Origin of the sequence: Streptomyces sp. NPDC088707, from assembly GCF_044752725.1 — a bacterium.
Taxonomy (GTDB): Bacteria; Actinomycetota; Actinomycetes; order Streptomycetales; family Streptomycetaceae; genus Streptomyces.
This window is the reverse complement of record NZ_JBIVLV010000001.1, coordinates 727,046-740,449: the sequence shown is the minus strand read 5'-3', so window position 1 is coordinate 740,449 and position 13,404 is coordinate 727,046. Positions and strand designations below refer to the sequence as shown.

At 72.7% G+C, this 13,404-nt stretch carries 10 protein-coding genes; all 10 read right to left on the bottom strand.

The annotated features are described in order from the left end of the window. Positions 1-76 precede the first annotated feature (76 nt). The 10 genes from ACIP84_RS03320 to ACIP84_RS03275 are packed head-to-tail and all read right to left on the bottom strand — an operon-like array spanning position 77 to position 13,392. Positions 77-1,375: a DUF4910 domain-containing protein gene (locus tag ACIP84_RS03320; protein ID WP_401793924.1), complete on the bottom strand. Its 1,299-nt coding sequence runs from the start codon at positions 1,373-1,375 to the stop codon at positions 77-79. After that, positions 1,372-2,397 (bottom strand): NAD-dependent epimerase/dehydratase family protein, encoded by a 1,026-nt coding sequence (locus ACIP84_RS03315; protein ID WP_401793921.1) that lies wholly within the window; start codon positions 2,395-2,397, stop codon positions 1,372-1,374. Before ACIP84_RS03315 ends, ACIP84_RS03320 begins: the two co-directional genes overlap by 4 nt. Before the next feature lie 3 nt (positions 2,398-2,400). Then, entirely contained in the window at positions 2,401-3,048 is a 648-nt protein-coding gene (locus ACIP84_RS03310; RefSeq protein WP_401793918.1) for a PIG-L deacetylase family protein, read from the bottom strand. Next, a complete protein-coding gene (locus ACIP84_RS03305) occupies positions 3,045-3,854 on the bottom strand; it encodes a glucose-1-phosphate cytidylyltransferase (protein WP_401793915.1) in 810 nt (269 codons plus the stop codon). Before ACIP84_RS03305 ends, ACIP84_RS03310 begins: the two co-directional genes overlap by 4 nt. Next, the gene (locus ACIP84_RS03300; protein ID WP_401793913.1) at positions 3,851-5,086 is read right to left on the bottom strand and encodes a class I SAM-dependent methyltransferase; all 1,236 of its coding nucleotides are present in this window, start codon (positions 5,084-5,086) and stop codon (positions 3,851-3,853) included. The genes ACIP84_RS03305 and ACIP84_RS03300 overlap by 4 nt, the downstream gene beginning before the upstream one ends. Next, positions 5,083-6,363 carry a glycosyltransferase gene (locus ACIP84_RS03295; protein WP_401793910.1) on the bottom strand — a complete coding sequence of 427 codons (1,281 nt, stop codon included), beginning with the start codon at positions 6,361-6,363 and terminating at the stop codon, positions 5,083-5,085. Before ACIP84_RS03295 ends, ACIP84_RS03300 begins: the two co-directional genes overlap by 4 nt. A gap of 7 nt (positions 6,364-6,370) precedes the next feature. After that, complete coding sequence (locus tag ACIP84_RS03290) at positions 6,371-7,654, bottom strand: O-antigen ligase domain-containing protein (protein ID WP_401793907.1); 1,284 nt, start codon at positions 7,652-7,654, stop codon at positions 6,371-6,373. Between the two features lies 1 nt (position 7,655). Next, on the bottom strand, positions 7,656-9,245 hold the full coding sequence (locus tag ACIP84_RS03285) for a right-handed parallel beta-helix repeat-containing protein (protein WP_401793904.1): 1,590 nt from the start codon (positions 9,243-9,245) through the stop codon (positions 7,656-7,658). A gap of 8 nt (positions 9,246-9,253) precedes the next feature. Beyond that, positions 9,254-11,215: an alginate lyase family protein gene (locus ACIP84_RS03280; protein WP_401793901.1), complete on the bottom strand. Its 1,962-nt coding sequence runs from the start codon at positions 11,213-11,215 to the stop codon at positions 9,254-9,256. Then, the gene (locus ACIP84_RS03275; RefSeq protein ID WP_401793898.1) at positions 11,212-13,392 is read right to left on the bottom strand and encodes a bi-domain-containing oxidoreductase; all 2,181 of its coding nucleotides are present in this window, start codon (positions 13,390-13,392) and stop codon (positions 11,212-11,214) included. Before ACIP84_RS03275 ends, ACIP84_RS03280 begins: the two co-directional genes overlap by 4 nt. Positions 13,393-13,404 lie beyond the last annotated feature (12 nt).

The window sequence follows — 13,404 nt, the reverse complement described above, 5'->3', positions numbered from 1 at the left end:
ACGCCGCGCGGTCGGCCGGGCGGGTCCGGCCGGGTCCGCGGGCGTCGTCGTCCTCTCCCTCTCGGCGCTCGTCACGTCATGCCTTGATCAGTCCGGCGGCGGCCAGGGCGTCGGCCGCTCCGGCGACCGAGTCGAACGGCAGCCCGGACCGCTCGGCGACGTCCAGCAGTCCGCGCTCGCCGTCGGCCATGCTGAGCACCCACAGCATGGCCATCTGGGCCTGCTTGGCGTCGCTGCGGCCGCCGAGCGAGTCGTACAGCCCGCGCCGCCCCAACTGCGGCTCGCCGTAGGGGCTGAGGTTCACGTACCGCCGGTTCCGGTCGAGCACGGAGAACGCCTCGCGGCAGACGGCCAGCGTGTCCTCCATCGCCTCGGGGGAGACGAAGTCCGGGTTGTCCGCCGAGGTGTGGTACTCGGGGTACCCGGCGTACGGAGTGCGGCTGAGCGAGCCCACACCGAGGTCGAACCCGGGGGAGCAGTACTGCCGCTCGTCGTAGCCGTACGGCGTGAACTCGTTGACCTGGTGCGGTCGTTCGGAGGCGGCCAGGACATGCGACATGACCCGGTCGATCTCCGCGTCGCCGCGCCTGCTCCGCTTGTACGTCAGCCGGCCCGGGTCGCCGGCGCAGGCCAGCACGAGCCCGTGCCTGACCCGCTCGATCCGCTCCGCGTTGCGGGCCAGCCAGGTGATCGCCCCCACGGTGCCCGGCGCGTAGATGAACCGGTAGGTGTGGTACGGAGTCTCCTCGGCCAGCGCCCTGGCCAGGAACGTCGCCACCGCGATGCCGGCCAGGTTGTCGTTGGCCAGTGACGGGTGGCAGACGTGGCAGGAGACGATCACCTCGTCGGAGACCTGCCCGGGGACCACGTGCTCGGCGTAGGTGAGGTGGCCGTCCGCGAGCGTGGAGTCGATCCGCACCTCGTACTCGCCGTCCGGCAGCGCGTCCAGGGTCTCCTGGGCCAGGCAGAACCCCCACTCCGGTGTGTAGTAACTGGTGCGGTACGGCACCCACGTCGGGTGGTCCGGCAGGGTGTGCAGGTGTCCCCGCAGCTCGGCCAGGGGCATTCTCCGCGACACCGGCACGCTGTAGCCGAGCACGTGCAGGCTGGACGCGGCGAAGTCGACGACGCGACGGCCGGCGGAGTCGGCGATGTACGCGTCCCGGATGTTCCACTCCTGCGGCACCGTCCAGTCGAGCACCTGCGTCCCGGTCGGCACCTCGTGCACCTCCAGCGGAACGTACTCGCCGACGATGTCCAGGGTGGCGCGCACCCCGTCGCCGGTGATGCTCCGGCAGAGCGGGTACAGCCGCTCCACGAGCGCGTGCATCCGCTCGCCGGCCGAGGCCGTCGGCTCCTCGCCGGCCGCGGTCATCGGCGCCACCGCAGGGTGTCGTCGACGGCGCCCGCCTCGGACGCCGCGCGCAGCACGGCGAGCCGGGTGAAACGACGCTCGAAGCCCTCCCGGTCGAGCCCGAACTCGCGGTAGGCGTCGGCGAGTTCGAGTGCCCCCCGCTTCACCGTCCACTCGCAGTCGAAGCCGGGCAGTGCGGCCCGGAAGCGGGAGAAGTCCACCCGGTAGGAACGCGGGTCGGCACCGGTCTCCCCGGTGATCACCACCTTCGAACCGGACACCGCCTCGGCGACCTGCCCGGCGATCTCGGCGACCGTGACGTTGTTGGTCTCGCTGCCGATGTTGAACGCCCGGTCGTGCACCGCCTCGCGCGGTGCGGTCAGCGCGGCGGAGAAGGCCCGCGCGATGTCGACGGCGTGCACCAGCGGCCGCCAGGGCGTGCCGTCCGACATCACGAGGACCTCGCCGGACAGGAGCGCGTGACCCACCAGGTTGTTCAGCACGATGTCGGCGCGCAGCCGCGGAGAGAAGCCGAACGCGGTGGCGTTGCGCATGTACACCGGGCTGAAGTCGCCGTCGGCGAGCGCGTGCAGGTCGTCCTCCACCCGCACCTTGGACTCCGCGTACGGCGTCACCGGACGCAGCGGGGCGTCCTCCGCGACCAGTTCGTCACCCCCCGCGGCGCCGTAGACCGAACAGGTGGACGCGTACAGGAAGCGCCGCACCCCGGCGTCCTTGGCCAGCCGGGCGAGCCGCACGGAGGCGTGGTGGTTGATGTCGTAGGTGAGGTCCGGCGCCAGCGAGCCCAGCGGGTCGTTGGAGAGCGCGGCCAGATGGATCACGGCGTCCACCCCGGCCACGTGCTCGGCCGTGACGTCGCGCAGGTCCACCCGGTGCCCGGACGGGTCCGCGGGCGACGGGCCGAGCACGCAGTCCGCGAACAGGCCGGAGTCGAGACCGACGACCTCGTGCCCGTCGGCCGCGAGGACAGGGGCCATCACGGTGCCCAGGTAGCCCTGGTGTCCCGTCAGCAGTACGCGCAAGGTTCATTCCCCCAGATCGAGAGTGAGTTTGGTGACCGCGAACGCCTCGGCGTACCGCGCGTGGCATTCGATACCGCGGATCCGGGCGAGGCCGAGGAAGGCCTCCCGGTCGTACCAGGGGCGGTGGCGCTGCGAGGGGTAGTGCTCCTGCAGCAGCCGCACCTTCTGTTCGGCGACCTCCGGCGACAGCGGCTGGTACGCCGTCGGCCGGCCGAGATCGCCGTCCCACTTGACGATCTCGTAGCCGAGCACGAGATGGTCGCGGAACGCTGTGGGAAGCAGCCGCGCCAGGCCGCGGTGGTCCTGGTGCGCGTCATCGGTGCGCGGCGCGAGGATCACGTCGGGCTCGGTCCTGGCGCGCAGCTCCTCGACCGCGGACTTGGCCTCCTCCCAGTGCGCGGGCAGCCGGCCGTCCGGCAGCTTGAGCACGGTCAGCCGCAGGTCGGCCCCCGGGCAGAAGGCGGCGAGCGCGGCCCGCTCCTCCTCCTCGCGCTCGCCACCGCCGCCGGAGAGCACCAGCGCGTCGACCCGGGTGCCCGGCCGCGCGAGGCACATCGTGAGCAGCGTGCCGCCGGCGCCGATGGCGATGTCGTCGCAGTGCGCCCCCACCGCGACGACCCGGTCCAGACGCCCCGAGCCGAGCCGGATCACGCGGACCTCACCGGCGCGGCCGTGCCCACGCCGTCCCGCTCCCACACGGCCCACGGACGGTCGCCCCGGGTGTAGGCCGCGTCGAGCGCCGCCCGCTCCTTCACGGTGTCCGTCGGCTTCCAGAAGCCGCGGTGCTGGTAGGCCACCAGCCTTCCGCGCTTCGCGAGCTGGGCACAGCCGTCGGCGACCAGGTCGCCGTTCTCCGGTATGTGGTCGAAGACCTCCTGGCGGAGCACGAAGTAGCCGCCGTTCTCCCACAGCGGCATGTCGGCGACCGCGGTGATGCCGCCCACGAGCCCGTCCTCACCCAGGTCCACGCAGTGGAACGAGGACTGCGGCGGCACCACCATCATCGACGCGCCGGCGTCGCGTTGGGAGAACCGGTCGATCATCTCCGGCAGCGGGGCGTCGGTGAGCACGTCGGCGTAGTTGGCGAGGAACATCTCGTCGCCGTCCAGGTGGTGCTGCACCCGGCGCAGCCGCTCCCCGATCGGCGACTCGATGCCGGTCTGCGCGAACGTGATCGTCCAGTCCGCTATGTCGGTCGAGAGCAGCTCGGTCTTCCCGCCCCGCAGCACGAAGTCGTTGGACGTCGTCTCCTCGTAGGTGAGGAAGAAGTTCTTGATGTGGTGCGCCCCGTACCCGAGGCACAGGATGAACTCCGTGTGCCCGAAGGACGCGTAGTAGCGCATGACGTGCCAGATCAGCGGGCGGGGGCCGACCATCGCCATCGGCTTGGGGATGTCGTCGGAGGCTCCGCTGCGCATCCGCAGTCCGTAACCGCCGCAGAACAGTACGACCTTCATCGCGTGACCTCGACAATGCTCAGTTCCGGGATGGGGAAGACGAGCCGGCCGCCCCACTCGTGCACGAAGGACAGCTGCTCGACCAGCTCCTCCCGCAGGTTCCACGGGAGGACGAGGACGTAGTCCGGCCGGTCGGCGGCGATCCGCTCGGGCGGCAGGATCGGGATGCGGGTGCCCGGCGTGAACCGGCCGTGCTTGTAGGGGTTGCGGTCGACCGTGTAGGCCAGCAGGTCGGGCCGGATGCCGCAGTGGTTGAGCAGGGTGTTGCCCTTGCCCGGGGCGCCGTAGCCGACGACCGTCTCGCCGCGCTCGGCCGCGTCGATGAGGAACCGCAGGAGGTCCCGGCGCACCTTGGCCACCCGGGCGGAGAACTCCGCGTACCCGGACAGCTCCTGGAGCCCGGCGGCCTTCTCCCGGTCGAGGGCGTCGGCCACCTGGCGGCTCGGCTCGCCGGCGACCTCGGACGGCCGCGCCCACAGCCGGATGGAGCCGCCATGGGTGGGCAGCAGCTCGACGTCCACGAGCGTCAGGCCGCCGCTCGCGAGCGCCCGGGCGGCGGACGCGACCGTGTAGTACTGGAAGTGCTCGTGGTAGATCGTGTCGTACTGGTTCTCCTCGATCAGGGTCAGCAGGTGCTGCACCTCGATGGAGACCCAGCCGTCGTCCGCGACCAGGGCGCGCAGCCCCTCGGTGAAGCCGACGACATCGGGGATGTGCGCGTACACGTTGTTGGCCACCACCAGGTCCGCCGGGCCGTGCTCGGCGCGGACGGCCGAGCCGGTCTCCGGGGACAGGAACTCGGTGAGCGTGGGGACACCCGCGTCCCGCGCCGCGGCACCGACGTTCACCGACGGCTCGATGCCCAGGCAGCGGATCCCCCGGTCCACCACGTGCTTCAGGAGGTATCCGTCGTTGCTCGCGACCTCGACGACGAAGGCGTCGGGGCCGAGCCCGACCCGCCGCACGGCGTCGTCGACGAACGTGCGCGCGTGCTCCACCCAGGAGGTCGAGTACGAGGAGAAGTACGCGTACTCCTGGAACGTCTCCTCCGGCGTGATCAGCGGCGGGATCTGCGCGAGCCAGCAGTCGGTGCAGACCCGCAGGTGCAGCGGGTACGCGGGCTCCGGCTGGTCGAGCCGGTCCGCGGCGAGAAAGCTCTCGCACGGCGGAGTCGCCCCCAGGTCGACGACGCTGGCCAGCGCCGCCGAACCGCAGAGTCGGCATCGTGTCATTTCTCCTGCCCCCCATCTCCGCTCGCGCGGTTGCCCCGCGACGAGCCGGCTTCTTCGTTCCCTGCCGGCGGCGCGCTGTTCCCGCCGCCCGACCGCACCGCGATCGCGGTGCGGTACTCCTCCAGGAGGCGCTCAAGGCCCACGGACGGGCTGAACCCCTTCTCGTACCGGCGCCGGGCCGCCTCGCCCCTCTCCCGGTTGCGGTCCGGCTCCGCCGTGATCCGGCGGAGGCGGTCCGCGAGCGAGGAGGGATCGCCCGGCGTGTGCAGCAGGCCGGTCACCCCGTCCTCGACGAGCTCGACGAAGGCCCCGTGCGCGGCGGCGACGGCCGGGACCCCCGCCGCCATCGCCTCCGCGACCACCAGGCCGAAGGTCTCCATGGCCAGCGACGGAGCCACCACCGCCACCGACCGGGCGAGGGCCCGCCGGCACTCCGCCGGGTCCCACAGGCCGGCGTACCGGACGTCGTCCCGGCCCGCCGCCCAGGCGGTCACCTCGGGCTCCAGCGGCCCCGCCCCGGCGATCACGAGCGGTACGCCCACACCGCCGTCCGCGGCGATCTCGTCCCAGGCCGCCATGAGCAGCCGTACGCCCTTGGCCTCCGCGAGCCGGCCGAGGAAGAGCAACTGCTCGCCGGCGCCTGTCCGTACGGTGCCCGGGTCGGGCACGAAGTTGTGCTTCACGGCAAGCCGCTCGGGCGGCATGCCGGACCGCACCAGGATGTCGCGCTGTGCCGCGGAGATGCAGAGGAACCGATCCACGCCGGACCACCACCGCCGCCGGTTGACCGACAGGCTGACCGCCAGCGGCACCGTCGCCAGCCGGGAGTCGCGGTAGCAGCCGTGCCGGACGGCGGGCAGCGGCAGCGCCGACCCGACGCACTCGGTGCACTGCCGGCCGTCCCGGTGCAGCGTGCCGGGCGGGCAGACCTGCGTGTAGTTGTGCAGCGTGGCGACGACCGGCACACCGGCGTCCGCGCAGGCGGCGAGCACCGAGGGCGACAGCAGCGGGAACACGTTGTGGACGTGCACCACGTCCGGCCGGTCGGCGCGGAGCCGGGCGGTGAGTTCCGCGCGGGCCGACGGGTTCCACGGCACGAGCAGCGGCACCGCGACCTTGCCCGGCAGGGAGCGGGCGGCGATGTCGTCACTGCGCCGCTCGAACAGGTCGACCCGGTGGCCGGCCGCGCGCAGCAGCCCCACCTCCTCGTCGACGACCCTGTTCTCCCCGCTCGGCTGCGTCGAGGAATAGCGGTTGTGGACCACAAGGACATGCATGGTCAGGTCACCTCCTGGCCCAGAGCGGGATACGTCGTCGGTGGATGTCGTGCGTCGGGAGGGGCGTGGCCGGGGCGGGGAGCGCGAGGAGCGAGGCGGCGAGCGCCAGATGGAGCAGATACGCCGAGGCGTCGCCCAGGCCCACCTCGGTGTACGACGAGATCCCGCAGTAGCCGATCAGGAAGATCGCGCAGGCCCTCGGCAGCGACGGCGGCCGCAGCAGCGCGACACCGCCGAGCACGATGACGATCGCCGCCACGAGGGTGACGCCGACCAGCCCCTGCTCGTCGTAGACGGCAAGCCAGCTGTTGTCGATCGGCAGCCCGTCGAACGACTTGTCTCCCAGGCCCGTGCCGAACACCTTCTCCCCGGTCGTCCGGGGCGCCGAGAGCAGCGCGTCCCAGACCTTGGCACGCCCGGTCAGGTTGGCGAAGTTCTCCTGGCTCTGTCCGCGCAGGAACCACGCCCGCAGCGCGGAGCTGAACACCACCGCCGCCACCGTGGCGCACAGCACCGCCCAGGCGAAGAACCGGCGGGCGGCGGCGCTCGTCAGGACGAGCGAGCCGATCGCGAGCACGAGCCCGATGAGCAGTCCGAGCGTGGCCGTCCGGGTGTGGGTCATCGCGAGCAGCACGAGGGACGGCACGATGACCACCGCGGCACCCGCCCCGGTGGTCCGGCGGCCGAGCAGCAGCAGCACGGCGAGCCCGATGACCACCGCGGCGTACTGCCCGATCTGCGGCGGGGTGAGCGGCCACAACGCGCCGACCAGACGCCCGCCGTAGTACTCGGGCATGGCCGTGGCAGGGGAGACGGCCAGCCCCGCGGCCACCAGGACGAGGACCGCGAAGTACATCCGGATGTGGTACCGGACGAACGTCAGGCTGCCGTCCCACCAGCGGCTGAGCAGCCACAGCGTGCCGACGAAGAGCGCCAGCCGGGCACAGCGGAACAGCGCGCCGACCCCCACCTCCAGCTGCACGCTGGCGATCAGGCTCGGCACGAGCAGCAGCGTGAGCAGGAACACGAAGGCGCTGGGCCGGACGCGCAGCCGGGGATTGAGCGCCAGGGCCAGCGCGAACGCCGCGACCAGCGCCCCCATGGTGGCCATCTGGATGAGGGAGCGGGGGATCGCGACGACGGTCTTCGCCCCCGCGGAGCCGAGCGTGTTGAGGCCGAGCAGCGCCCAGACGATCCCGACGGCCTTCGGGGTGCCCTCCGGGCGCGAGATGATGGCGGGACGGGTGTCCGCCGCGTCCGGCAGCCGGTCGCGCCTCAGGTCCTCGTCCATGTCAACCACCGGCCCCGGGGCCGAAGCTGCTGCCCGTGTCCTGCCGGTACGGCGTGCCCTGCCACTGCCGCGAGTCCAGCGTCCGGCTCCTGTCGCCCGCGACGAAGCTCCACGGTCCCCGGTAGACGTTGCCGTGCCAGCGGTTCTGCTGCCGGTGGGTGATCGCCTCGGCCACCCGCCCGCCCTTGTACGGCGACCAGTCCGGGGAGGTGCCCTCGTCGGCGAACACCGCCATGCGCCCGCACTCGGTCGTGCACCCGACGACGGACGGGTCGAGGGCGAAGAGGTTGCCGTGGATGTCCACCCGCTGCGTCTTCCACCGGCAGTCGCCGTAGAGCGGTTCGGTGGCGATCGCCGGCCGCGCGCAGCGGCCGGTGTCCTTCACCAGCAGGGTGCAGTAACCGGTCGACGTGTTGGCCGGGCTGTTGCAGAACCGGTCGGCGTTCTCCCACAGGGTGATCCCGTTCCAGTTGTCCTCCAGGACGTTCCCGTGGATCTCGATCCGGTCCGTGCGGGCCGGGATGCGCGGTTCGCCGCCGGCCTCGGACACGTAGACGGTCGCGTACGGGAAGTCGTCGCCGTCCTTGGCGTACGCGCGGCCCTCGACCCAGTTGTTCCGCCGGACGGTGTTGTTGCGGATGACCGCGTTGTAGCTGGTCTCGTACATCAGAGCGGCACCGTCGTTGGACTCCAGCAGGTTGTCCTCGATACGGAAGTCGTTGTTGTTGTTGTCGGCCCACAGCCCGGTCCCGCGGTTGTGGTGCACCCAGTTGCCGCGCACGTCGGCGCCGTCCACGGCCCAGAACTTGATGCCGCCGGTGCAGCCGCAGCCCGGCCGCCGGCGCTCCCAGTCGTCGGTGTTGTTGCCCGTGATCTCGTTGCCCTCGACCGCGAGGCCGCGGATCGAGTCACCGGTCTTGTACGCGTTCATGCCGTACTGGCCGTTGTTCCGCAGGCAGCTCGCGCGGACCCGCTGGCGAGCACCGGCCATCAGCCCGGCCCCGGAGTTGTCCTGGACGGTCGCGTGCTCGATCACCCACCCGTCGGCCATGTCGTGGTTGACCACGCCCTCGTCGTGCGGCGCGATGAAGCCCTCCACGGTGAGGTGGCGGATGGTGACGTCGGGGGCGGTGCCGCTGAACGCGTACTGGTTGATCCTCCGGCCGTCGAGCACCGCGCCAGGCGCTCCGAGGTAGCGGTTGCCCTTCTTGGCCATCACCTGGGCGTAGGGGTCCGGTTCGAGCGTGTGCCTGCCCGGCCGGAGCCAGAACGTCGTGTGCGGCGGGCTGTTCTCGGTCTTCGTGGCCAGGTCGCCGACGACCGCGGGGTCGACCGTCACCGCGCCCGCCGGAGCCTTCGCCGGCCCGGCCGAGGGCCGGTCGCACACCCGGGCGGGGGCGGAGCGCGCTCCGGGGGCGTCGGACGCCCCGGAGACGCGGGGGGAGACGGACGCGCCGGACGAGGCGGACGCGCCGGAACCGCCGGTCGCCCTCGCCGGGGCGTCCGGCGTGCCCGTGCAGCCGGTCGCGACCAGCAGGACCGCCGTCAGCGGTGCCACCGCCCACGCCCCGTACCTCCCCCTGATCCCCACGCGCCCCCCTAGCCGCGGAACCCGAGCACGGTGGTGAACCCGGACACGCCGTCGGCGAAGCCGGTGCCGACCAGAGTGGTGGCGGGTTCCTTGCGCCCGAAGCCGGCGGAGTACCAGCCCAGCGGCGGGTGGGTCTCCCCGCGGTGCGCCCGCCAGGACAACTCCCCGGGCAGGTCGAGCACCGCCGAGCGGTCCTCGCCGTCCCGGGTCCAGCTGAGCTCCGCCCGGTTCCCCGACAGGTCCGCGGAGATCGCCGGACCCAGGTGGAACGCCAGGCGTACGGCCCCGGAGTCGCCGCGGACCTCGTCCACCACGCGGACCTCCCGGCTCGCGGGGGTCAGCTCCACCCGGCGGCGGTGCACGGAGCGCTGGTAGCCGTCGTGCTCGGCGCACCAGCGGGCCGTCCCCCCGGTGGTGGCGAAGGACGGGTCCGCGACCAGGACGCGGGTGCGGGCATGCCGGGTCCACAGGAACGGGCCGCCCGAGACGGACTGGTCGCCGCCGTCCCACTGCAGGGTGTTGTGGCCGAGGGTCGACCGGAAGTACTGCCGCCACTCGGGCTGGCCGTGGTAGCAGAACGTCCCCGGGTCGGCGAGCACGTCGACCCCGTCGTGCCGGACCTCCACGGAGAGCGCGTCCGCGTGGGCGTGCGCGGCGATGGACAGGAAACCGTGCGGGCCGCCGTCGCAGCGGCACCAGATCTCCTCGGGACCGCGCAGGATCGTCATGCCCGCGTCGGCGAAGTGGGCCGGGCGGCTCGCCGGCCGGGCCACCGCCGGCCCCGTCTTCGCGTACGGCCGGACAAGCGCGGCGAGCAGCGGAGTGCGCACATCGGTGCCGGTCACCTCCGGCCACCAGTCGAGCCGGCCGAACACGGCGTCCCCGGTGGCGAGGAGCGAGGCCCAGCGATCGGTGCCCGCGCCGTCCACGACCAGACCGTGCCCGTCGTCCGCGTCGCCCTGGCGCGGCGGCCGTAACCGCCCGTCCACGATGGCGGCGAGGGCGTCGGTCATCCGCAGCAGCACAAGGCGGACCGTCGGAGGGACCGCCACGCCCGCGGCATCCGCCTCGGCCACCGCGGCCAGGCCGAGTTCGAGCACGAGCCCGTGGTACTCGGTGGCCAGCTCGCGGTTGAGGCCGGAGCCGAAGGTGTTGCTCCGCAGGTGCCGGTCGAGGGACCGCATCGCGTCGGTCCGCCAGCGCGCCGACGAGGGGAACCATCCGAACGCGCAGGCCGCGGCGAGCTGCCCGGCGGCCTCGGCGATGACGTGGTTGTTCGCCGAAGACCCCCGGCTGGGGAAGGCGGCCAGCCAGCGCTGGTGGTGCCAGATCTGCCTCCGTGCCACCGGGTTGTCCTCGAACAGTGCCGCCGCGCCCGGCCAGCCGTCGAGCAGCCGCCGGATCCACACCCAGGACAGCAGCCGGATCCCCAGCTCGATGCCGCTGATCCAGTGCACCCCGCGCAGCGGCGCGTTGGCCGCCCACCACAGCCGCAGATGCCTGGCCACCCGCTCGGCGTACCGCTCGTCCCCGGTGACCGCGTAGGCCGCGGCGAGCACGGTGAGGTACTGGTGCCGGGACAGCTCCCAGATCTGCTTGATGTCCCCGACCGTCTCCTCCTTCCGGTACGGCACGTCGAAGGCGTACCCCCACGGAGCCCGGCGCCCGGTCTTCGGGTCGTACCACCAGTCGGGGTCCGTCAGGTCGTCGCGGTGCACCCCGAAGTACTCGGCGTGCCCGGCCATCAGCCGGTCCGCCTCGGCGACGAGCCGCTTCGCCGCGTCCGGCGGCACCGCGGCGATCGCCCCGGTGGGCAGGACGGCGGTGAAACGGGCGCCGGTCACGACCGGAGCGTCCGGCAGTCCCGACCGCCAGCGCCGCCTGCGCACCGTGTCGCCCACCCGGCCGCCGACCTCCTGCGGTCCCATCCGGGACAGGCGCCGGAGGTACCAGCCCGCACTCATGCTCATCGCGCCCCCGCCAGGGTCACCGGCGCACCGCCGGCCAGACCCGCCCGCACGGCGAGGGTGGCCGCCGTGGTGGCGACCAGCGACTCCAGCGGCACCGGCATCGGCCCTCCGGTCCGCACCGCCTTGACGAACGCGGCCAGTTCGGCGTTCTGCCCCTTGTCCCGGGCCTGCGGAAGCCGGGAGCTGACCCAGCGCTTGCTTCCGTAGACCGAGGCGCGGACGAAGTCGTCGAGCCGCAGCACCTTGCCGTCCGCGACCAGGTCCAGCGTCTCCTTGGGGAAGCTCGAAGGCCCGGTGGTGACGTAGCTGATGGTGGCGGTGGACCCGTCCGGGTAGCGCAGCACGACCTGCAGGTCGTCGGTGCCGGACGTGGAGACCGCGTACACCGAGACCGGGTCGGCCCCGAGCAGCCAGCTCGCCGTGTCGATGAAGTGCCCGCCCTCGCCGGCGAACCGCGAGCCCTCGGTGCCCTGCTGGAGGTACCAGCTGCCGTGCTGCAGCCGGCCCGCGTTGATCAGGTAGCGGAGGTTCGCCGGGCCGGTCCGGGCGCCGAAGCGCGTCTTCGCCTCCTGCAGCAGCGGCGCGAACCGGCGGTTGAAGCCCACCTGCAGCCGGTCGTTGCCGGACTCCTCCACCGCCGCGAGGACCCCGGCCAGTTCGTCCTCGGAGAGGGCGAGCGGCTTCTCCACGAACACCGTCTTGCCGGCGAGGAGCGCCTTGCGGGTCAGTTCGGCGTGCGAGCTGTGCCGGGTGACGACGAACACCGCGTCGACGGACGCGTCGCCGAGCACGGCGTCGAGATCCGTCGTCGCGTCGGCGAAGCCGAACTTCCGCCGCGCGTTGGCCGCGGACAGCGCCGTCGTGGTGACGACGGTGGACAGCTCGACGCCGTCGCGCCCGGCCAGGTGCGGCAGCAGCATCGACGTCGCGTAGTTCCCCGCGCCGACGAACGCGAGGCGCACCGGCCTCTTCGCCGGCCGGGCCGGGGCGGGAACCGCGCCGCCGCGTCGGACCGCGGGCACGGTCACCGCAGGGGCCGGTGCCTCACCCTTCTCCTCGGGGTACCGGAACAGCACCGCCACGGCCTTCAGGTCGCCGTCCTTCAGCCGCCGGTACGTCTCCACGGCGTCGTCGAAGTCGGCGACATGGGACACCAGGGGCTCCACGTCGACCCGGCCGCGGGCCATGAGGTCGAGGAAGCACGCCAGGTTGCGGCGCTCGGTCCACCGGACGTAGCCGATCGGGTAGTCCCGCCCCTCCAGTTCGTACTCCGGGTCGTAGCGCCCGGGTCCGTACGAGCGGGAGAACCGGACGTCCAGCTCCTTCTCGTAGTACGCGTTCCACGGCAGGTCCAGACGGCACTTGCCGATGTCGACGACCCGGCCGCGGTCGCGGCACAGCCGGGCGGCCAGCTCGACGGGCTGGTTGCTGCCGCCGCCGGCCGCCAGGTACACCTGGTCCACGCCGTGGCCGTCGGTGAGTTCGGCGACGGCGGCCTCCACCGCCGTGGACGCGGGGTCGCCGCAGGCCACGGCGCCCAGGCGCTCGGCGAGCTCGCAGCGCGCCGGGTCGGGGTCGGCCCCGACGACGCGGACGCCCGCGGCGGTGAGGAGCTGCACGACCAGCTGCCCGATCAGTCCGAGACCGATGACGAGCGCCACCTCGCCGAGCTGCGGCTCGCCCTGCCGGACGCCCTGCATCGCGATCGAGCCGACGGTGCCGAAGGCCGCGTGCCGCGGCGCGAGACCGTCCGGCACCTTGGCGTAGAGGTTCTTCGGCACCCAGTTCAGCTCGGCGTGCAGGGCGTGCTCGTTGCCGGCGCAGGCCACGACGTCGCCGACCTTCACGTCGTCGACGCCGGGGCCGACCTGCTCGACCACTCCGCACAGCGAGTAACCCAGCGGGGTGTAGGAGTCCAGCTTGCCCATCACCTTCTGGTAGGTGGCGGGAATCCCGTTGGTGGCCACGCTCTGCATGACCTTGGCCACCTGGTCCGGCCGGGAACGGGCCTTGCCCAGCATCGACATGCCGGCCTCGGAGACCTTCATGAGCTCGGTCCCGGTCGAGATCAGCGAGTAGGAGGTGCGGACGAGCACACCGCCCGGCTTGCACCCCGGCACCGGCACGTCGAGCACCGCGAGTTCGCCGGTCTTGTAGTTCTGTACAACCTGTTTCACCGAAGTCCCCTT

Coding starts and splice junctions, on each gene's coding strand:
- ACIP84_RS03300 (WP_401793913.1), bottom strand. CDS start 5,086: ATGACACGATGCCGACTCTGCGGTTCGGCGGCGCTGGCCAGCGTCGTC.
- ACIP84_RS03280 (WP_401793901.1), bottom strand. CDS start 11,215: ATGAGCATGAGTGCGGGCTGGTACCTCCGGCGCCTGTCCCGGATGGGA.
- ACIP84_RS03320 (WP_401793924.1), bottom strand. CDS start 1,375: ATGACCGCGGCCGGCGAGGAGCCGACGGCCTCGGCCGGCGAGCGGATG.
- ACIP84_RS03290 (WP_401793907.1), bottom strand. CDS start 7,654: ATGGACGAGGACCTGAGGCGCGACCGGCTGCCGGACGCGGCGGACACC.
- ACIP84_RS03295 (WP_401793910.1), bottom strand. CDS start 6,363: ATGCATGTCCTTGTGGTCCACAACCGCTATTCCTCGACGCAGCCGAGC.
- ACIP84_RS03305 (WP_401793915.1), bottom strand. CDS start 3,854: ATGAAGGTCGTACTGTTCTGCGGCGGTTACGGACTGCGGATGCGCAGC.